Raw genomic sequence first — 19,401 nt, 5'->3', positions numbered from 1 at the left:
TTATCAGCACGTTGCCAATGCATCCTGCAGAACGGACAGAACGGCATCGCGTGGCACGTCCGACGTGACGAAGGCCTGCCCGATCCCACGCGCCAGGATGAAACGCAGCTGGCCGTCAACGACCTTCTTGTCCTGAGCCATAAGCTCGACCAGATCTTCGGCGCTCGGCAGATCACCCGGAATATCAGACAGATCGGTCTTCATGCCCATCGCCTTCAGGTGAGCGCGGACGCGGCTCGGGTCTTCCTGGGAACACAGCCCCATGCGGGCCGACAGCTCGAACGCCAGGGCACAGCCAATGGCAACACCCTCGCCATGCAGCAGCCGGTCGGAATAGCCCGTCGCCGCCTCAAGCGCGTGGCAGAACGTATGCCCGAGGTTCAACAGCGCCCGGTCGCCTTGTTCAGTCTCGTCGCGGGCCACGATGTCGGCCTTCATCTGAACCGAACGGGTGACCGCCTGAACCCGGGTCGCCATGTCCCCGGCCGACAGCGCGGGGCCGTTGCGCTCCAACCATTCGAAGAAATTGGCATCCCCCAGAAGGCCATATTTTACGACTTCACCATATCCGGCCAGAAAATCACGCGCCGTCAGGGTGCCAAGCACTGAGGTATCAGCCAGAACCAACGAAGGTTGATGAAACGCACCGATCAGGTTTTTGCCTTGCGGAGCATTGATACCGGTTTTTCCCCCCACGGAACTGTCGACCTGCGCCAGAAGCGAGGTTGGGATCTGCACAAAGCGCACACCGCGACGCAGCACTGCGGCGGCAAAGCCCCCCAGATCTCCGATCACTCCACCGCCGAAGGCTACGACGATATCGCGCCGTTCGATCTTTTCGGCCAGCAGCCATTCGACGGCGCGCTCGAAATGCGGCCAGCTTTTGGTCGCCTCACCTGCGGGCAGAGCCAATGCGGTCATTTCCACCCCGGCGGACGCCAGGCCGCTGCGCAAAGCATCCAGATGCAAACCGGCCACGGTTTCATCGGTCAGAACCGCGACGCGCGGACGGTGCAGCATGGGTTTGATCCGCGCACCGGCCTGAGCCAACAGGTCCGGCCCGATTTCCACGTCATAGGACCGCTCGGCCAGATCAACATTAACTGTCTGATGCATCTATTTGACTTCCAATACATCCGGGCGCGTCATCAGCTTTTCCAGAACCCGGTCAACCATATCCTCGATCGCGGTGTCGCCGTCCGAATTCACCACCAGATCAGCCTGTGCGTACAACGGCACGCGGGCCTCGTACAGGTCACGCAGCGTTGCATACGGATCAGGCGTACGCAGCAAGGGTCGCGTGTCTTTGTGGCGCACCCGGTTCCACAACACATCCAGATCCGCGCACAGCCATACGGAAACCCCACGGTCCGAGATCATCGTCCGGTTTTCTTTGCTCAGAAAAGCGCCACCGCCGGTCGACAGGATACCCTTTTCCTCGTCCAGCAGACGGCCGATGACCTGGCTTTCTTTGGTGCGAAAGAACGGCTCGCCGTCCCGTTCAAAGATCTCGGGGATGGTCATGTTGGCAGCCGATTCGATCTCGCTGTCACTGTCGAGGAATGGAACACCAAGGCGCGCGGCCAGAGCGCGCCCCACGGCCGTCTTGCCAGCGCCCATCATGCCGACCAAAACCACCGTTTTGTGCAGGTCAAAGACCTGCCGTTGTCCGGCCGGCGCCACGTTATGCTTAATTTCGCTCATTTCCCTGTGAATGACGTGATCTTGGGAAAAATGCCAGTTATAACTTGGCCAAAATCGAAAATTGAGGCAGCGTTGAGCCATGGGCCGTATGATCAAATTCCTGTTGTACCTAATTTGCCTGCTTTTCATCGGCTTGGTGGCCTATGCGTATCTTGGCCCATTCTTCGGCGCCGATTTCTCGGCCCCGCAAAGCGAAATCAGCGAACCGGTAATTCTGGATGTCAACTAGGGCCGTCGTGCTGGCGCTTGCACTGACCGGCCAAGCCGCCGCACAAACCGAACAGCCGCTATCCGCGATCGACTGGCTGGAGACAGCTCCTGACCTGTTGCCGGGGACCGTATTGCTCGAGCCGCCGGTTACCGATACGGGCCTGCAGCCCGACATCCAGGTGTCTCCGCTCGAGGCGCTGTCGCCGCCGTTGGGATTGGTGGATGGGTCCGCGACCGGGCTGCCGGTTGATCTGTGGCTGCCCAGCGATCCGGCCCGGCTGGCCGAACTCATCGCGCGCGTGCCGGTCAAATCGAACCCTGCCATGCAGCGGCTGTTGTTCACACTTTTGCTGACCGAGGCCCGAGCGCCGGCGAATTCCAATGAGCCAGACCAACTTCTGCTGGCGCGACTGGATCGCCTGATGCAGCTGGGTGCCGCCGATCCGACGCAATCCTTGGTGCAACTTGCAGGCCCCACCGATACGCCTGAGCGGTTCAAACGATGGTTTGACGCAACTCTATTGACCGGCGACGAAGACCGCAGCTGCACTGCGCTGATCGCTCAACCGCATTTGTCGCGGGATTATTCCGCGCAGGTCTTCTGCAAGGCTCGCAGAGGTGACTGGGCTTCGGCCGCACTGACACTCGAAGCGGCGCATGCGCTCGAATTACTGCCGCCCGAGCAACTCGATCTGCTGGATCGCTTCCTAAGCCCAGAGATGTTCGAAGGCGCCGCCTATTTGCCGCAACCCGAAGACCCTGACCCGCTGACGTTTCGCCTGTTCGAAGCGATCGGCGAGCGACTTCCGACCGCCTCGTTGCCGCGGGCCTTTGCCAATGCCGACCTGCGCGATGTTGCCGGTTGGAAGGCCCAGATCGAAGCGGCCGAGCGCTTGACCCGCATCGGCGCGCTTACGCCGAACCATCTGCTGGGCCTTTATACCGAGCGCGCGCCTGCGGCTTCGGGCGCGGTCTGGGATCGCGTCTCGGCAGTTCAGCGTTTCGAAACGGCGCTGGAGACCGGAAGCCCCGAGGCAATATCCAAGACCCTGCCGAAAGTCTGGGCAGAAATGGGTTCGGTCGGGCTCGAAGTGCCCTTTGCAGAACTGTTTGCCGAGCGCCTGATGCCGATCAATTTGTCCGACCCGACCACCGAGAACCTGCGCTGGCGCATCCTGCTGTTGTCCGAGTTGTACGAGGATGCCGCACGATCTGTCCCCGACGGACCCGAGGCCAATGCCTTTCTGGCTGCTTTGGCATCGGGCCAACCCGAGCGTTCGAACTCGCCCTCACCGATGGCTGACGCCATTGCTGAAGGGTTTGCATGGTCGGCGCCGATCCCGTCCGATATCCGCGCGATGTTGGAAGCAAACCGTCTGGGTGAGGCAATTCTTGAGGCCATGCAGATGTTCGCGCATGGCGCGCGCGGCAATCTGGTTGACTTGACTGCGGCCATCGCGGTGTTCCGACATGTCGGCCTGGAAGACACGGCGCGCCGCGCGGCCTTGCAGTTGCTTGTTCTGAAGGGGGCCTGACAGTGTCCGCTCCGGCGACACAAGACTTGTGGATTTCCGCGTTTCTCGAGGCGCAGGCCGCAGAACTTGGGGCGGCAACCAACACTTTGCTGGCCTATGGGCGGGACCTGAAGGACTTTGCCGCGTGGCTCATTCGGCGAAATGCCGGGTTCGAGGCCGCCGACCAAAGTATAATCGAGGCCTACTTGATTGACTGTGACGCACAAGGCCTTTCGCGCGCGACCCGCGCCCGCCGCCTCTCCGCCATCAAGCAATTGTATCGTTTCGCGTTTGAAGAAGGCTGGCGCTCGACCAATCCGGCCATCCAGATCAAAGGCCCGGGACGCCAGAAAAGGCTGCCCAAGACGCTGGACGCGGCCGAAGTCGACCGCCTGCTTGAGGCGGCCAGACAAACAGGGCGCAGTACGGCAGACAAGGTGCGCAACACTTGCCTGATGGAAATTCTGTATGCGACCGGGATGCGTGTGACCGAGCTTGTTTCCCTGCCGGTATCATCCGCCCGGGGCGACCCACGTATGCTGCTGGTTCTCGGCAAAGGTGGTAAGGAGCGCATGGTGCCCCTGTCACCGCCTGCGCGCGATGCCTTGGCGGCATGGCTGACCATCCGGGACGAAGCCGAAGATGCAGCCGCCGCCAACGGAGGCCAGCGGTCCCGGTTCCTGTTTCCTTCGCGTGGAAAATCAGGGCACCTGACCCGTCACCGGTTCTTTGCTCTGATAAAGGAACTGGCCGTGCAAGGTGGTGTTTCTCCCGACAAAGTCACGCCACACACGCTGCGCCATGCCTTTGCGACGCATCTTTTGGCCAATGGGGCCGATTTGCGTTCGATCCAGACCCTGCTTGGTCACGCCGACGTCGCGACGACCGAAATCTATACGCATGTCCTGGACGAGCGCCTGTCGGAGCTGGTGTTGCAGCATCACCCGCTTGCCAAGGATGACGGTCGAGACTAGGGCCAAACCCTTGATCGCGCGCATCTGCGCCCCCATAACCATTGCATCAACAATACCTGAAACGGACCGATGGACTCTGACCCTTCTCTTCTCGATGGCGCCTTCTGGCTGACTACGGCCTCAATTCTGCTTCTGCTGGTACTCTCCGGCTTCTTCTCGGGGTCTGAAACAGCGCTGACGGCGTCTTCGCGGGGTAAACTGCGGGCGCAAGCCGACAAAGGATCGCGCGGCGCGCAAAAGGCGCTGGAGATCACTGATGACAACGAACGTCTGATCGGCTCGGTTCTGCTGGGCAACAACCTCGTCAACATCCTTGCTGCCTCGCTGGCCACGGCTTTGTTCACCCGACTTTTCGGAGAAAGCGGCGTGGCACTGGCCACCTTGGTCATGACCCTGCTTGTTCTGGTCTTTGCTGAGGTACTGCCCAAGACCTACGCGATTACCAATGCCGAAAAGGCCGCCGCGGCCGTCGCCCCGGTGATCAGTGTTGTCGTTACGGTGTTTTCGCCGGTGGTGGCCGCCGTGCGCCTGCTGGTGCGCGGGGTCCTGCGCCTGTTCGGGGTTCAGATCGACCCCGACAGCAACATCCTTGCCGTGCGTGAAGAGATCGCCGGCGCCCTGCAACTGGGCCATTCCGAAGGCGTCGTGGAAAAAGAGGACCGCGACCGCATCCTGGGTGCGCTTGATCTCGGCGACCGTACGGTCGAGGAAATCATGCTGCATCGCTCGAATATCGAGATGATCGACGCGGACGCAGACCCTGAATCGATCCTGAAACAATGCCTCGAAAGCCGTCACACGCGCCTGCCGGTGTTCCGTGGCCAGCCCGAGAACATCGTGGGCGTCGTGCACGCCAAGGATCTGTTCCGCGCCATGTACGCGCAGGCCGGCGGCGGCGAGGGCAGTGCCGACCGGCTGAAGTCGTTCGACATCCTCAAAGTAGCCAACGCCCCCTATTTCGTACCGGAGACCACCACGCTGGACGACCAAATGCGGGAATTCCTGCGCATGCACAGCCATTTTGCGCTGGTGGTCGATGAATACGGCTCGTTGCGCGGTTTGATCACGCTCGAGGACATCCTCGAAGAAATCGTAGGCGAGATTGCCGACGAATTCGACGTGGACGAAGACGTGACGGTTACGCGAACCGAAGACGGTCAGTATCTGGTCGAAGGCTCGATGACGATCCGCGACCTGAACCGTGCGATGGACTGGAACCTGCCCGATGACGAGGCCAACACCATTGCCGGGCTGGTCATCCACGAAGCGCAGATGATCCCGACCGTTGGTCAGGTATTCTCGTTCCACGGATTCCGGTTCGAGGTCGTCGAGCGCGAGGGCAACCGGATTACCTGGTTGAAGGTGCGGCCGCTCTGACGGACGGCCGGCGGAAACGACAAACTCGGTCGTTTTCGTGACAGATACCGGCGCGGCACCCCTGCACCTTCGGGCCAGACGCAAGGAGGTGCGGATGAAAACCACGTGTCAGGTTGCCGTGATCGGCGGTGGAGTTGTCGGGTGTTCGGTGCTGTATCACCTGACCAAGCTGGGCTGGTCGGATGTGATGCTGCTGGAACGGTCGGAATTGACCAGCGGATCGACCTGGCACGCGGCGGGCGGGTTCCACACGCTGAACGGCGACACCAACATGGCCGCGCTGCAGGGCTATACCATCAGGCTGTACAAGGAACTGGAAGAGATCACCGGCATGTCCTGCGGGCTGCACCATGTGGGCGGCATCACGCTGGCCGACAATCAGGACCGGTTCGACATGCTGCTGGCCGAGCGCGCCAAGCATCGCTTCATGGGGCTGGAAACCGAAATCGTGGGCCCCGACGAGATCAAGAAGATCGCCCCCATCACCAACACCGACGGCATCATCGGCGCGCTCTATGATCCGCTGGACGGGCACCTCGACCCTTCGGGCACGACCCACGCCTATGCCAAGGCCGCGCGGATGGGCGGCGCCACGATCGAGACCCACTGCATGGTGCGTGAAACCAACCAGCGCCCCGACGGCACGTGGGACGTTGTGACGGACAAGGGCACCATCCACGCCGAGCATATCGTCAACGCCGGCGGCCTCTGGGCGCGCGAGGTGGGCGCGATGGCGGGCATCTACTTCCCGCTGCACCCGATGGAGCATCAATACCTCGTCACCGACAACATCCCCGAAATCGAGGCGATCATCGACGCGGGCGGCGAGCATCCGCACGTCATGGACCCGGCCGGTGAAAGCTATCTGCGGCAAGAAGGGCGCGGCCTGTGCATCGGGTTCTACGAACAGCCCTGCAAGCCCTGGGCCGTGGATGGAACGCCCTGGGAGTTCGGGCATGAGCTGCTGCCCGACGATTTCGACAAGATCACCGACAGTATCGAATTTGCCTATCGTCGCTTCCCGGTTCTGGCCGAAGCGGGTGTGAAATCGGTGATCCACGGCCCCTTCACCTTTGCCCCCGACGGCAACCCGCTGGTCGGGCCGGTGCCGGGCGTGCGCAACTACTGGTCGGCCTGCGGCGTGATGGCCGGGTTCAGCCAGGGCGGCGGCGTCGGCCTGACTCTGGCCCAATGGATGATCGAGGGCGAGCCCGAGCGCGACGTCTTTGCCATGGACGTGGCCCGGTTCGGCGACTGGATCACCCCCGGCTATACCCGCCCCAAGGTGATCGAGAACTATCAGAAACGCTTCTCGGTCGCCTACCCCAACGAGGAACTGCCGGCCGCGCGGCCCAACCGCACCACGCCGATGTATGACATCTTCAGCGATCTGGGCGCCGTCTGGGGCCAGCAATACGGGCTCGAGGTTCCGAACTATTTCGCGCAGGAGGGCGAGCCGGGCTATGAAACCCCGTCCTTCCGCCGCTCGGACGCCTTTGCTGCAACAGGCCGCGAGGTGCGCGCCGTGCGCGGAGGCGTCGGCATCAACGAAGTGCACAATTTCGGCAAATACCTTGTGACAGGTCCACGCGCCCGCGACTGGCTGGATCGGATCATGGCCGGGCGCATTCCCAAGCCGGGCCGCCTGTCGCTGACCCCGATGCTGTCGCCCAAGGGCAAGCTGATCGGGGATTTCACCGTGTCCTGCCTGGGCGAGGAAGAGTTCCAGCTTACCGCCTCCTACGGCGCACAAAACTTCCACATGCGCTGGTTCCGGCAGCATCAGGAAGACGGCGCAACCGTTGAAAACATCTCTGACCGCCGCAACGGCTTCCAGATCGCAGGCCCCAAGGCACGCGAGGTTCTGGCCGCCTGCACGCGCGAGGATATCGGCGACATGCGCTTCATGGACGTGCGCCAGATGGTCGTCGGCATGACCGACTGCATCGTGCAGCGGGTCAGCTATACCGGTGATCTGGGGTTCGAGATCTACTGCGATCCGATGGCGCAGCGCCAACTCTGGTGGACCCTGTGGCAGGCCGGGCAACCGCACGGCATGACCCCCTTCGGTATGCGCGCGATGATGAGCCTGCGGCTGGACAAGTTCTTTGGCTCGTGGATGCGCGAGTTCTCACCCGACTACACAGCCGCTGAAACCGGGCTGGACCGATTCATCTCGTTCTCCAAGAACGTCGATTTCATCGGGCGCGCTGTCGCTGAGGCCGAGCGGGCTGAAGGAACAGCCCGGAAGCTTGTGGCCTTTGAGGTCGAAGCCGAGGACGCAGATGTGAACGCCTACGAGCCCATCTGGCACGATGGCGCGGTCGTTGGGTTTTGCACATCCGGCGGGTATTCGCATTTCGCGCAGAAATCAGTTGCCATGGGCTTCCTCCCAACGGGACTGGCGGCCGACGGCTTGGCGGTCGAAATTGAAATCCTGGGCCAGATGCGCAAGGCCCGTATGCTGACGAGCCCACTATTTGACCCCGACCGTGCGCGTATGCGGGGGTGACAGCCGTTCCGGTTGGCGGCAAGGTGGCCGGCATGGAGGATATCCCTGTCATCTTGCTGGCCGCCGGTAGCTCTCGCCGTATGGGCGGAGTGGACAAGTTGATGCAAATTGTCGACGGTCAACCACTGATCCGACGCTCGGCTGAAACCGCACGAGCTGTCGGGCCGGTCATCGTCGCCCTGCCGCCGGCACCTCACCCACGACACACCGCTCTGAGCGGGATGGACTTGGAGGTTGTTTCTGTTCCCGATGCGGATGAAGGCATGAATGCCAGTTTGCGCAGAGCCGTCGCACAGGTGCCGGTATCAGCCCGGGCAGCGATGATCCTGCTGGCCGATCTGCCGGAGCTGACATCAGACGACCTGCGCGCGGTCCTTCGGTCGGTCACCGAACATCCTGACAAGCTGATCTGGCGCGGAGCGTCCTCGGACGGCGTACCAGGCCATCCTGTAATCTTCGACCGAAGTCTCTTTGCTGATCTGGCGCATTTGACCGGAGATGGCGGCGCACAGACCATCGTACTCGCGCATCTGGACCAGGTGCACCTGCAGCCTTTGCCGGGTCAGAACGCTATTCTGGATCTGGATACGCCCCAAGCGTGGGCCGAATGGCGTAAAAAGCAAAGATCCCAAAAGTAACGCGGCCCGGTCGAGAACGACCGGGCCGGTTGCCCAAAACAGGACTACCACTTTCACCAATCCCGAAAACGCGGCCCGGATGTCGTCAAGACATCAGACCAATGTGCTGCCGAACCGAAACAAGACCCCCTCGTTAACATGCCGCTCAGCGCTTCCGGTGACTGAGATCTGCCTTCAAGCACCCCCTTGATGCTGTCAGGCCCCCCTTTCACTTGGGCACGTTCATCGTCACCGATAAGTTCAGTGCAAACAACGTAAAATTGGTTGAATCGGTTAATTTTGCCGGATTCGTGATGGTATTTCCGCAACAACGCGCGTCACGTAAATCTACCCAAGGTTGTTCGTGCGCTTTGCCATTGCTGACCCACGACAAGAAATTTTTAGCGCTAAACGATCAAAATGACATTTTTGCAAAGACCTATTAGACAAATACCGCCTTCTGAAAGGGCGGTGGCGCAACCTGTGAGTGTCCCTAAAAATTCGGTCAAAAACCGCCGCCGGACTGTTAACAAATTTGATTCAATTCAATGCTTTTGCGAGTTTGACCCTCATTTCGGCAACAATCCACCGATTCGACCGGCAACTCCCACGGCCGATTCCCGGGATTGCGAGCGCTACCAGACGCCTGCAATGTGGCAAAATTAAGATTTATTAATTGATCAGTCAGAAAACGCAAAGACTGACGGCTCATGTTCCCTGCAAAGCGCACATCAACAAGCGCCGAACCAAGGAGACCTAGTCAACATGAGCATCCGCAAATCCCCCCTTATTCTTCCTCGTACCTCAGGGCTGTTTGGCGCCACCGCGCTGAGCGCGGCGTTGCTGGCCGCGACCGCCATTCCGTCGCAGGCCGACGAAGCCCTGGCGGATCTGGTCGAGACCGTTTCACCGTCCGTAGTAACCGTCATCGCCTCGATCGACGCAGCCCCGTCGCCAGCGAGCGGCCAGGAGTTTGATTTCGAAGGCCAGCCTTTTGGTGAGTTCTTCAAACGTTTCGGGATTCCCGAAGGCTTTGATGCCCCGCGCCGTGGCCCCAGTCAGGGCTTGGGGTCCGGGTTCGTACTGGATGAGGATGGCTATATCATCACCAACCACCACGTCGTCGACAAAGCCAGCAAGATCACCGTGCGCCTGAGCGATGATCGCTCGTACGAGGCTGAAGTCGTGGGGACCGATCCTCTGACCGATATCGCGCTGCTCAAGATCGACGCGGATGAGGCGCTGCAGCCGGTCCCGCTGGGGGACAGCGACGACATCCGCGTGGGCGAAGACGTGGTCGCCATCGGCAACCCCTTCGGCCTGAGTTCGACCGTCACGACCGGCATCGTTTCCGCCAAGGGACGCAATATCTCGGAAGGCCCCTACGCTGAATTCATTCAGACCGATGCGGCCATCAACAAAGGCAACTCGGGCGGTCCCCTGTTCAACATGGACGGCGAAGTCGTTGGGGTGAACTCGGCCATCTATTCGCCCAGTGGCGGTTCGGTCGGACTGGGCTTTGCCGTGACTTCGAACATCGTCGAGCACATCGCTGCGGACCTGCGTGACGATGGCCAGGTCAGCCGTGGCTGGCTGGGTGTCTCGATCCAGAACATCAGCCCCGAACTGGCCGCAGCGATGGGTGTCGATGGCACTGTCGGCGCACTGGTGTCCGAGGTTCTGCCGGACAGCCCCGCTCAGGGAGTGCTGCAACAGGGCGACGTAATCATCGCCTTCAATGGCGAACAGGTCGACTCGAGCAGTGAACTGCCGGTGCTTGTTGGCACCACAGCCGTCGGAACCGACAGCAAGGTCACCGTCCTGCGCAATGGCAAGGAAGAGACCCTGAACGTCACGATCGGGCAGCATTCGGCCCAGATGGCGACAAACGCGGAACCGACCGATGACGCGGTGGCGGGCAAGACACTGGGTGTCACCGTAGCACCGCTGTCCGAAGCGACTCGTGCGCAGATCGGAGTTCCCGAGAACGTGCACGGCCTGGTCGTGACTTCGCTCAAGCCGGACAGTCCGGCGGCCAAGGCCGGTCTGCGGCAGGGCGACGTGATCGTGAAGCTGGGCAACCAGGATGTGGAAACACCCGAGGCGCTCAAATCCGCGCTCGAAGATCAGAAGACCGATCCGGCGCTGATGCTGATCAACCGCGGCGGCAATCAGATCTTCGTCGCCGTCGAGATCGCCTGACCTGCGTCCCGCGCGCACCGCATGATGGGGATATCCGGTGCGCGCATCTCCTGACGGACACGATTTGTCCACGTGCTGTCGGGATTGCCGGGTGCGGATTTCGCACCCGGCAGTTTTTTTACCTGTCCATACGTGATTATATCCTGAGTGAAAGGAAATCCGACCATGAGCAGACGTCTGTTGATCGTTGAGGATGATGAAGACACGCGGGACTTCATCGCCAAGGGATTTGGCGAGGAGGGTTATGTCGTCGAATGCGCCGAAGACGGCCGCGAAGGTTTGTACCACGCGACCGACGGCGGATTTGATGCGGTCGTTCTGGACAGGATGCTGCCCGGGCTGGACGGTCTGGCCCTGATCAAGTCGATGCGCGCCGCCGGGGTCAAGACGCCGGTTCTGATGCTGACAGCCATGAGCGCCGTGGACGAGCGGGTGAAAGGGCTGCATGCGGGTGCCGACGACTATCTGGTCAAGCCCTTCTCATTTCAGGAACTTCATGCCCGGATCGAAGCCCTGTTGCGCCGACCTCAGGAATCCGAGGAAACCCCGACCCTCAAATGCCGCGACCTTGAAATGGATCTGCTGACCCGAAAGGTCACACGCAACGGTCGCGAGATCACCCTGACGCCCAGAGAGTTCCAGATTCTGGAATTCTTCCTTCGCCGGAAAAACCGGGTAGTGTCGAGGACGATGCTTCTCGAAGGTGTCTGGGACTATCATTTCGACCCGAACACAAACGTCGTCGACGTTCACATCTCCAAACTGCGTCGGCAATTGGATGAAGGTGGTGAACCACCGCTGATCGAAACCGTGCGCGGGGCCGGTTACATGGTTTCTGATGGTTAAGTCACCCTTGTCGTTCAAGGACTCCAGGACACGGTTGGTGCTGGCCAGCATGGTGCTCAGCACATTGCTGACCGCGGCCGTATTGTTGCTGGTCTATATCACCGCCAACCGCACGATCGAAGGCGAAACCCGATCTGTCGTGTCCGCCGAACTGACCGGGCTGGCGGACGAGTACGAACGCCTGGGGCTAGTCGGCCTGATGGTGGCCATCGAACGCCGGCTTCCGACCGCGTCCGAGCGTGATGCGCTTTATCTGTTGGCTGACCGCTCGGGAAAAACCTTGGCCGGCAACCTCAAGCGATGGCCCGAAGGCATCGCCGCTGGCAGTGGGTGGGTGGATCTGGAACTGCGCAGAACCGAGACGGATCAGCTGGTCCCGATCTCCGCCGCATCGATCTTGCTGCCCGGCGGCGAACGGCTGTTGGTGGGCCGCGACGCCCTCGCCCGTCAGCAGTTCGACCGGGTGCTGTTTCATTCGGTGGCGCTGGCCTTGGGCGCGGCCCTTGCGCTGAGCATTCTGACCGGTTGGCTTTTGACCCGTTTGGTGTTTTCGCGGCTGAAGGATATCGCCGACACCGCAGAAACCATCGTGTCCGGCGACCTGTCCCAACGAATGCCACAGCGTGGCACCGGCGACGAGTTCGACCAGATGGCAGGCACATTGAACAACATGCTGGACCGGATCGAAGAGTTGGTCAGCAACTTGCGCACCACGTCAAATTCGATCGCGCATGATCTGCGGTCACCTCTGTCCCGGTTGAAGCAGCGGGTGGTCGCCTTGGCCGAGCCAGGCAAAAGCGACTTGGATCGTGAGGTCGACATCGCCCGGGCAACGGCCGAAATCGATCACGTGTTGCGGGTTCTCGGGCAGCTGACCGAGATCTCACGCGCCGAGGCGGGGTTGGGGCGGGAGCAGTTTGAACCTGTGGACCTTGAGCGCTTGGTCAACGATGCCGTGGAGTTGTACGAACCGGTCGCGGCCGACAAGGATGTGCGCCTCGAGGTCACGGGTCGGGCGGCTCCGATCATGGGGCACCGCCCTTTGCTGTCGCAGGCCCTGTCGAACCTTCTGGAAAACGCCATGCGCTATGCCCCTCAAGGAACTGCAATTTCCATCGAACTGCGCGAAGACGGCCCGTTTGCCCTGCTGAGTGTCCGCGACCGCGGCCCGGGCGTGCCGGCCGAGATGCTGTCGCAGCTTCAACTGCCCTTCGTCACGCTCGATCCCGCGCGATCGGACCGAAACTCAGGCCTCGGACTGGCTTTGGTGGCGGCCATCACCCGCATGCATGGCGGGGGCTTCAGTGCCCAGAATGCGGATCCCGGGCTGAAGGCAGTTCTGAAGCTGGCGCAAAAACCCTAGGTTAACGCCCCACCCCTTTTGTCGATCAAAGGGACGCGGGCAAGGAAGCATATCCGCGGAACCGCATACGCCCACCTCTGACACGTTCATCGGACAGTTGGAAATCTGGGAACCGTGTCACGAACCGCGACAGGGCGACCCGCCCTTCAAGGCGCGCAAGTGTAAGACCTGCGCAAACGTGCGGCCCACCGGCAAAGGCAAGGTGACGGTTCGGTTTGCGCGAAATGTCGAACAAACCCGGGTCTGGGAACACGGCCGGATCCCTGTTTGCAGCGCCGATACACAGATGAAGGTTGGTGCCCTTGGCAATCGGACACCCGTCAATCACGATGTCAGCCGTCGTTTCCCGGTTGCCGAACTGGTTGGGTGAACGGAACCGCAAGACTTCTTCGACCGCCGTATTGATCAGGCTTGGATCATCCATAAGCCGCTGACGCTGCTCCGGGTGGTCATGCAGCAGGGCCAACCCGTTTCCGATCAGGTTCGTCGTGGTTTCATGACCCGCATTCAGAATGAAGATGCAATTCTGAAGCAACTCGATTTCATTCAGCTTTTCGTCGGCCCCTTCACCGCGGATCAACCGGGTCAATACGTCGGTTTCGGGGTCGCCGGGCGTGGCCCTGCGCCGAGCCACCAGATCGGCCAGATACTCCTTGAAGTCCCGAACGGCCGCATGGCCGTCCTCGAGTTGCTTGGCGCTCAGTGCCGGTTCGAGCGCCCCAAGAATGGCCAGGGACCAGTCGCGCAGCGGTTCGCGCTCGTCCACCGGTACGTCCAGAAGGTTTCCGATGATCTGGATCGGGATGGTTGCGGCATAGTCTTCGATCAGATCCACTTGCCGATTGTCTTCCAGGCGATCCAGCAAACGATCGACGGTCTGGATCAAACCGGGCTCCATCCGGGCGATGGCGCGCGGGGTCAGGGCCGAAGTCATGATTTTGCGAACCCGCGTGTGCAACGGCGGATCCGAGAACACCAGCGAGGTGGTGTGATGCTCGAACAATGGTGATCCCGGACCAAACTTTGGTCCGAACACGGCCTTTTTGTCGGACGAGTACAGGGTCGTGTCCCGATAGATCCGGTCCAGATCAGCGTGCCGCGACAATAGAACCGAGCCATCGGGCTGCGCCAGAACCGGCGCCGAAGACAGCAGCGCATCATAATACGGGAAGGGATTGTCGATGAAGCCCTCGGGCGGGTTCATCAGGTCCAGATTGCTGATGTCGCTTGTCAATTCCTTCCCCCTCCTGCACGGACCCGTCGCTCAATGCCTAGCGCAACGGAATTCGTCGCACAACGTTCCGGCGGGCAGTGACAGCACGCCCTGGCAAAGCTAAGAAAGAAACATGCCCGAACCTGTGTCTTCCATCCGCAATCTTGGACCTGCTTTCGAGCAGGCCTGTGCCCGTGCGGGCATCCACTCGGCCGAAGAGCTACGCGAACTTGGTGCCGATGCGGCTTATGCCCGGCTGATACAGGCCGGAACCCGGCCTCATTTCATCGGCTATTACGTGTTGGTCATGGGCTTGCAGGGCCGCCCCTGGAACGATTGCAAGGGCGAAGAAAAGAAAGCCCTGCGCGCAAGGTTCGATGCTTTGAAATCGTCAACGAACCAGGCTCCGGCGTCCCGGATCGTCGCGGATCTGGATGCCATCGGTGTACGTGTCGGCCCTGACGATCTGAAATCCGTCTGACCAACAAAAAACCGCGCCCGAAATCGGACGCGGCAATCTCGACAGGTATCGTGGTGCGGCTTAGCCGACCAGTTCGATGCCCGAGAAGAAATATGCGATCTCAACCGCTGCGGTTTCCGGCGCGTCCGAGCCGTGAACCGAGTTCTCACCGACGGACTCGGCAAATTCGGCGCGGATGGTGCCCGGTGCCGCATCGGCGGGGTTGGTTGCACCCATGACTTCACGGTTCTTGGCGATGGCGTTTTCGCCTTCCAGAACCTGAACGACAACCGGTGCCGACGACATGAACGCGCACAGTTCGTCATAGAACGGACGCTCGGCATGAACTTCGTAGAACTTGCCGGCTTGTTCCTTGGTCATGTGGATGCGCTTCTGCGCGACGATGCGCAGGCCGGCTTCCTCGAACTTGGCGTTGATCTTGCCGGTCAGGTTGCGGCGGGTTGCATCGGGCTTGATGATCGAAAAAGTGCGTTCCAGTGCCATATCGGGCCTCTCCTTGGTCTGACGGCGCGGGCTGGGCCGCGCGAAATTCATCGCGCGCCGCCTAACACGGTATTTCGCCCGTGAAAAGTGGAATGATGGCGCGATCGCGCCTTTGGGCGTCAGATTGCGTCGGGAAGCGGGTCCCGTGCATCCACCCAACGGACATACAGAACGGCCAAAAGGCCCAGAAAGCTGCTGCCTGCCATCATCGACAGCACCAGATACGGGCCGTTTTCGGGGCTGACCGCAGCTCCGGTGATCGAAGTGATGACCGCACCGAGCGCGACGATCAGAGCGCCCGACAGGCCCGCCGCGCTGCCGGCCAGTTGCGGTCGAACCGACATGACGCCCGCAGACGCGTTGGCGTTCGTCAAACCGTTTCCAAAACCAACAAATATGGCTGATCCAAAAAACACCCAGACCGACCCCATCCCCCCTAAAAACAGCAAAAGCCCGCAGAACGGCCCGACCGAGGCGATGATGCGCCCGGCCAGAATCATCGTCGTCAGCCGAGTACGCGCGGCGATCCGACCCGTTACGAAATTGCCTACCATGAAACCGCCGGTGATGATGCCGATCCCCAGGCCCAGTGTGGCGGGGCTCAGATCGAACCAGGCGGCGGCCACCAGGGGCGCCCCGGTGATGAAACTGTAGAACCCCCCGATCGAGAATGCCGCGCACAACGCGTAGCCCCAGAACCGCCGGGCACGGAACAGGTGCGGGTATTCGCGCATCTGCGCGGCAAAAGTGGCGGACCGGTTGTGGTTGGTCTCGCCCATATCCGCCCAGAGCAGCATCAGCAGAGCCGCCCCTGCAACCGTGTAGAAGACAAACCCGGCCCGCCACCCGAACAGCATGTCCAAAGTGCCACCCAGCATCGGGCCCAGCATCGGCGCCAAAGCCATTGCCATGGCGACATACCCCAGCTTGCTTGCGGCCTCGTTGGGCGGAAACTGGTCGCGGATCGACGCGGCAGACAGCACCGAGCCCCCGACCACGGCGGCCTGCATCAGACGGAACCCCAGAAAGGTCCAGATCGACTCCGCCAGAACACAGCCAAGTGACGCCGCCACAAAGACCGCCATGCAGGTCAAAAGAACCGGCCTGCGCCCGAACCGGTCGGACATTGGCCCAAGGATCAGTTGCAGTACGGCGGACACGGCCAGATAGGCTGCGATCGACAGGTTCACCAGCGCATAATCCGCCCGAAAATCGACCGCCATGTTCGCAAGGGACGGAAGGAACATGTTCAACGACAGCACGGACAGACCGGTCGCAAGGACAAGGGTCACCAAAGAGGGTGGAGTTTGTGCGGCCCGCATCTCAACATCCGAATTTCGTTCATCTGCAAAAGCGCTAGCACAGTGCATGTGGTTTGCACATGGCTTGCGTCTGGCGGTGCCAGTATCGCTCTGCTAAGAGCGGCCCATGCTACGGATCGAGAACATCACCTATTCGGTCGAAGGCCGCCCTCTGTTCGAGGGCGCCAGCGCCACCATTCCCGAAGGCCACAAGGTGGGTCTGGTCGGCCGCAACGGTACCGGCAAGACCACTCTGTTCCGCCTGATCCGGGGCGAGCTGGCGCTGGAATCGGGCAGCATCACCCTGCCCCGACGCGCGCGGATCGGCGGTGTGTCACAAGAGGTGCCCTCGTCAAACGTGTCGCTGATCGACACGGTCCTGGCCGCCGACACCGAGCGCAGCGCCCTGATGGCCGAAGCGCAGGAGGCCGCCGACCCCGACCGGATTGCCGAGATTCAGACCCGGCTGGCCGATATCGACGCCTGGTCGGCCGAAGCCCGAGCGGCTACGATCCTCAAGGGGCTGGGCTTTGACGATGCCGATCAGCAGCGGCCCTGCTCCGATTTCTCGGGCGGCTGGCGGATGCGGGTCGCTCTGGCGGCGGTTCTTTTCTCACAGCCCGACCTGCTGCTGCTGGACGAACCGACCAACTATCTGGACCTTGAAGGCGCGCTGTGGCTGGAAAGCTATCTGGCGAAATATCCGCATACGGTCATCGTCATCAGCCACGACCGGGGCCTGCTGAACCGGGCGGTCGGCTCGATCCTGCATCTGGAAGACCGCCAGCTGACCTATTACGCGGTGCCCTACGACAAGTTCGCCGAACGCCGCGCCGAACGTCTGGCTCAGGCCGAGGCCGAAAACGCCAAGGCCAAGGCCCGCATAGCCCATCTGCAAAGCTTCGTTGACCGGTTCCGCTACAAGGCGTCCAAGGCCGTTCAGGCACAATCGCGGCTGAAGATGATCGAACGGATCCAGTTGATCTCGACCCCGCAGGAGGCCGCCTTGCGCGCCTTCTCGTTCCCCGAGCCCGAGGAACTGTCGCCCCCGATCATTCAGATTGAGGGCGGCGTCACCGGCTATGGCGACACGCCGGTGCTGCGCCGTCTGAACCTGCGCATCGATCAGGACGACCGGATCGCGCTGTTGGGGAAGAACGGTCAGGGAAAATCGACACTGTCCAAGCTGCTGTCGGACCGGTTGCCCCTGATGGCCGGCAAGATGACTCGCAGCAGCAAGCTGCGCATCGGGTATTTCGCCCAGCATCAGGTGGATGAGTTGCATGTGGACGAAACCCCGCTGGATCACCTGCGGCGCCTGCGCCCGACCGAGACCCCGGCCCAACTGCGCGCGCGTCTGGCCGGGTTCGGGCTGGGCGCGGATCAGGCCGAAACCGAGGTGGGCCGGCTGTCGGGCGGCCAGAAAGCGCGCCTGTCGCTGCTGATCGCGACGATCGACGCGCCGCACATGCTGATCCTCGACGAGCCGACCAACCATCTGGACATCGAAAGCCGCGAGGCCCTGGTCGAGGCGCTGACCGCCTATTCCGGTGCTGTGGTTCTGGTCAGCCACGACATGCACCTGCTGGGGCTGGTGGCCGACCGGCTGTGGCTGGTCTCGGACGGCACGGTCAAACCCTTTGATGGCGACCTGGAAGCCTATCGCCAGATGCTGCTGGCGCGCGACAAACCACCGGCCCGGGAAAAACCGGCCGTCAAACCCAAACGCGCCTCTCGCGACACCATCCTGGCGCTTCGGGCCGACCTGCGGAAATGCGAGGAACGGCTGGAGAAATTGACGGACATGCACGAAAAGCTCTCGGCCAAATTGTCCGACCCGGCCTTGTACGAAGATGACCGGATCGCTGATCTGGAAACCTGGAACCGAAAATTCGCCGAGGTGGTCGAGGCCATGTCCCGCGCCGAGGCGCTGTGGGTCGCCGCCGCCGAGCGGCTGGAAAGCGCAGAGGCCGCCGCATGATCGAAATGGCATTCTTCATAACCGCGTTCACAACCCTGTTCGTTGTGATCGATCCCTTTGGCACCGCACCGATCTTCGTCGCGCTGACACAAGGAATGGACCCGGCCACCCGTCGCCGCGTCGCCTACCGCACGTGCCTGACCGCTTCGGGCATCCTTATCGCCTTCGCCGCTTTCGGAGAGGCGGTTCTCGGTTTTGTCGGCATCTCGATGGAGGCTTTCAAGGTCGCTGGCGGCGCATTGCTGTTTCTGACCGCGCTCGACATGCTGTTCGAGCGGCGCAACAAGCGGCGCGAGGACCGAGCGGAAGAAGAAGAGCACCCTGACCCCTCGGTCTTTCCACTGGCCATTCCGCTGGTGGCCGGGCCCGGATCGATCGCAACGATCATCCTGCTGGCCGGTGAGCACCCCGGCATTCAGGGCATCGCTGCCGCTGTCGGCGTGATGCTTGCCGTGATGGCGGTTGTATTGCTGTTCTTCTTGTCCAGCGGCCTGATCGCGCGCATTCTGGGCAAGACCGGCCTGACCGTGCTGACCCGCCTTCTGGGCATGTTGCTGGCCGCGCTGTCGGTTCAGTTCATTCTTGACGGGCTCAAGGCCTTTGGGTTCGCGTCCTGAAACCCC

At 61.6% G+C, this 19,401-nt stretch carries 17 protein-coding genes; 12 read left to right on the top strand and 5 right to left on the bottom strand.

Annotation, left to right across the window (positions count from 1 at the left end; genetic code table 11):
• Positions 1-3: 3 nt before the first annotated feature.
• On the bottom strand, positions 4-1,116 hold the full coding sequence (gene aroB / locus ACR0CU_RS04325) for a 3-dehydroquinate synthase (protein WP_170445559.1): 1,113 nt from the start codon (positions 1,114-1,116) through the stop codon (positions 4-6).
• Complete coding sequence (locus ACR0CU_RS04320; protein ID WP_170445557.1) at positions 1,117-1,704, bottom strand: shikimate kinase; 588 nt, start codon at positions 1,702-1,704, stop codon at positions 1,117-1,119.
• Between the two features lie 79 nt (positions 1,705-1,783).
• Here ACR0CU_RS04320 and ACR0CU_RS04315 point away from each other — a divergent pair, with 79 nt between their 5' ends.
• The 9 genes from ACR0CU_RS04315 (at position 1,784) to ACR0CU_RS04275 (ending at position 13,319) form a co-directional block, all read left to right on the top strand.
• Positions 1,784-1,933, top strand: coding sequence for a hypothetical protein (locus ACR0CU_RS04315; protein WP_170445555.1), 150 nt, complete (start codon positions 1,784-1,786; stop codon positions 1,931-1,933).
• Positions 1,923-3,449 carry a hypothetical protein gene (locus tag ACR0CU_RS04310; RefSeq protein ID WP_170445553.1) on the top strand — a complete coding sequence of 509 codons (1,527 nt, stop codon included), beginning with the start codon at positions 1,923-1,925 and terminating at the stop codon, positions 3,447-3,449. The genes ACR0CU_RS04315 and ACR0CU_RS04310 overlap by 11 nt, the downstream gene beginning before the upstream one ends.
• Before the next feature lie 2 nt (positions 3,450-3,451).
• Positions 3,452-4,402, top strand: coding sequence for a site-specific tyrosine recombinase XerD (locus tag ACR0CU_RS04305; RefSeq protein ID WP_170445550.1), 951 nt, complete (start codon positions 3,452-3,454; stop codon positions 4,400-4,402).
• Positions 4,403-4,471: 69 nt separating this feature from the next.
• A complete protein-coding gene (locus tag ACR0CU_RS04300) occupies positions 4,472-5,779 on the top strand; it encodes an HlyC/CorC family transporter (RefSeq protein ID WP_170445548.1) in 1,308 nt (435 codons plus the stop codon).
• A 94-nt stretch (positions 5,780-5,873) separates the two neighbouring features.
• The gene (locus ACR0CU_RS04295; RefSeq protein ID WP_170445545.1) at positions 5,874-8,291 is read left to right on the top strand and encodes a GcvT family protein; all 2,418 of its coding nucleotides are present in this window, start codon (positions 5,874-5,876) and stop codon (positions 8,289-8,291) included.
• Positions 8,288-8,929, top strand: coding sequence for a nucleotidyltransferase family protein (locus ACR0CU_RS04290; RefSeq protein ID WP_367647515.1), 642 nt, complete (start codon positions 8,288-8,290; stop codon positions 8,927-8,929). The genes ACR0CU_RS04295 and ACR0CU_RS04290 overlap by 4 nt, the downstream gene beginning before the upstream one ends.
• A 744-nt stretch (positions 8,930-9,673) precedes the next feature.
• On the top strand, positions 9,674-11,110 hold the full coding sequence (locus ACR0CU_RS04285) for a DegQ family serine endoprotease (RefSeq protein ID WP_170445542.1): 1,437 nt from the start codon (positions 9,674-9,676) through the stop codon (positions 11,108-11,110).
• 165 nt (positions 11,111-11,275) lie between these two features.
• Positions 11,276-11,956, top strand: a complete 681-nt coding sequence (locus tag ACR0CU_RS04280) for a response regulator transcription factor (RefSeq protein ID WP_093961855.1) — start codon at positions 11,276-11,278, stop codon at positions 11,954-11,956.
• Entirely contained in the window at positions 11,949-13,319 is a 1,371-nt protein-coding gene (locus tag ACR0CU_RS04275; RefSeq protein WP_170338977.1) for a sensor histidine kinase, read from the top strand. The genes ACR0CU_RS04280 and ACR0CU_RS04275 overlap by 8 nt, the downstream gene beginning before the upstream one ends.
• A 25-nt stretch (positions 13,320-13,344) precedes the next feature.
• On the opposite strand, the gene ACR0CU_RS04270 is transcribed toward ACR0CU_RS04275, so the two are convergent.
• A complete protein-coding gene (locus tag ACR0CU_RS04270) occupies positions 13,345-14,523 on the bottom strand; it encodes a cytochrome P450 (protein ID WP_170446032.1) in 1,179 nt (392 codons plus the stop codon).
• Positions 14,524-14,665: 142 nt separating this feature from the next.
• On the opposite strand from ACR0CU_RS04270, the gene ACR0CU_RS04265 reads away from it, so the two are divergent.
• A complete protein-coding gene (locus tag ACR0CU_RS04265) occupies positions 14,666-15,013 on the top strand; it encodes a TfoX/Sxy family protein (protein ID WP_170339541.1) in 348 nt (115 codons plus the stop codon).
• 60 nt (positions 15,014-15,073) lie between these two features.
• Here the strand turns inward: ACR0CU_RS04265 and ndk are convergent, their stop codons facing one another.
• Both ndk and ACR0CU_RS04255 read right to left on the bottom strand, forming a co-directional pair.
• The gene (gene ndk, locus ACR0CU_RS04260; protein WP_170445539.1) at positions 15,074-15,496 is read right to left on the bottom strand and encodes a nucleoside-diphosphate kinase; all 423 of its coding nucleotides are present in this window, start codon (positions 15,494-15,496) and stop codon (positions 15,074-15,076) included.
• Positions 15,497-15,615: 119 nt separating this feature from the next.
• The gene (locus tag ACR0CU_RS04255) at positions 15,616-16,818 is read right to left on the bottom strand and encodes a multidrug effflux MFS transporter (protein ID WP_170445536.1); all 1,203 of its coding nucleotides are present in this window, start codon (positions 16,816-16,818) and stop codon (positions 15,616-15,618) included.
• Between the two features lie 106 nt (positions 16,819-16,924).
• On the opposite strand from ACR0CU_RS04255, the gene ACR0CU_RS04250 reads away from it, so the two are divergent.
• Positions 16,925-18,778, top strand: a complete 1,854-nt coding sequence (locus tag ACR0CU_RS04250) for an ABC-F family ATP-binding cassette domain-containing protein (RefSeq protein WP_170445533.1) — start codon at positions 16,925-16,927, stop codon at positions 18,776-18,778.
• Positions 18,775-19,395: a MarC family protein gene (locus ACR0CU_RS04245; protein WP_093961850.1), complete on the top strand. Its 621-nt coding sequence runs from the start codon at positions 18,775-18,777 to the stop codon at positions 19,393-19,395. The genes ACR0CU_RS04250 and ACR0CU_RS04245 overlap by 4 nt, the downstream gene beginning before the upstream one ends.
• Positions 19,396-19,401: the final 6 nt, after the last annotated feature.

Source organism: Ruegeria sp. BC2 (assembly GCF_056539245.1).
The sequence above is the reverse complement of the archived record's forward strand: the minus strand, read 5'-3'. Positions and strand labels throughout refer to the sequence as shown.

Excerpts from the sequence above, each read along its gene's own strand:
- ACR0CU_RS04310 (WP_170445553.1), top strand. The coding sequence starts at position 1,923 with ATGTCAACTAGGGCCGTCGTGCTGGCGCTTGCACTGACCGGCCAAGCC.
- ACR0CU_RS04265 (WP_170339541.1), top strand. The coding sequence starts at position 14,666 with ATGCCCGAACCTGTGTCTTCCATCCGCAATCTTGGACCTGCTTTCGAG.
- ACR0CU_RS04300 (WP_170445548.1), top strand. The coding sequence starts at position 4,472 with ATGGACTCTGACCCTTCTCTTCTCGATGGCGCCTTCTGGCTGACTACG.
- ACR0CU_RS04315 (WP_170445555.1), top strand. The coding sequence starts at position 1,784 with ATGGGCCGTATGATCAAATTCCTGTTGTACCTAATTTGCCTGCTTTTC.
- ndk (WP_170445539.1), bottom strand. The coding sequence starts at position 15,496 with ATGGCACTGGAACGCACTTTTTCGATCATCAAGCCCGATGCAACCCGC.
- ACR0CU_RS04255 (WP_170445536.1), bottom strand. The coding sequence starts at position 16,818 with ATGCGGGCCGCACAAACTCCACCCTCTTTGGTGACCCTTGTCCTTGCG.
- ACR0CU_RS04320 (WP_170445557.1), bottom strand. The coding sequence starts at position 1,704 with ATGAGCGAAATTAAGCATAACGTGGCGCCGGCCGGACAACGGCAGGTC.
- ACR0CU_RS04270 (WP_170446032.1), bottom strand. The coding sequence starts at position 14,523 with ATGAACCCGCCCGAGGGCTTCATCGACAATCCCTTCCCGTATTATGAT.
- ACR0CU_RS04295 (WP_170445545.1), top strand. The coding sequence starts at position 5,874 with ATGAAAACCACGTGTCAGGTTGCCGTGATCGGCGGTGGAGTTGTCGGG.
- ACR0CU_RS04245 (WP_093961850.1), top strand. The coding sequence starts at position 18,775 with ATGATCGAAATGGCATTCTTCATAACCGCGTTCACAACCCTGTTCGTT.
- ACR0CU_RS04285 (WP_170445542.1), top strand. The coding sequence starts at position 9,674 with ATGAGCATCCGCAAATCCCCCCTTATTCTTCCTCGTACCTCAGGGCTG.
- ACR0CU_RS04275 (WP_170338977.1), top strand. The coding sequence starts at position 11,949 with ATGGTTAAGTCACCCTTGTCGTTCAAGGACTCCAGGACACGGTTGGTG.
- ACR0CU_RS04280 (WP_093961855.1), top strand. The coding sequence starts at position 11,276 with ATGAGCAGACGTCTGTTGATCGTTGAGGATGATGAAGACACGCGGGAC.
- ACR0CU_RS04250 (WP_170445533.1), top strand. The coding sequence starts at position 16,925 with ATGCTACGGATCGAGAACATCACCTATTCGGTCGAAGGCCGCCCTCTG.
- aroB (WP_170445559.1), bottom strand. The coding sequence starts at position 1,116 with ATGCATCAGACAGTTAATGTTGATCTGGCCGAGCGGTCCTATGACGTG.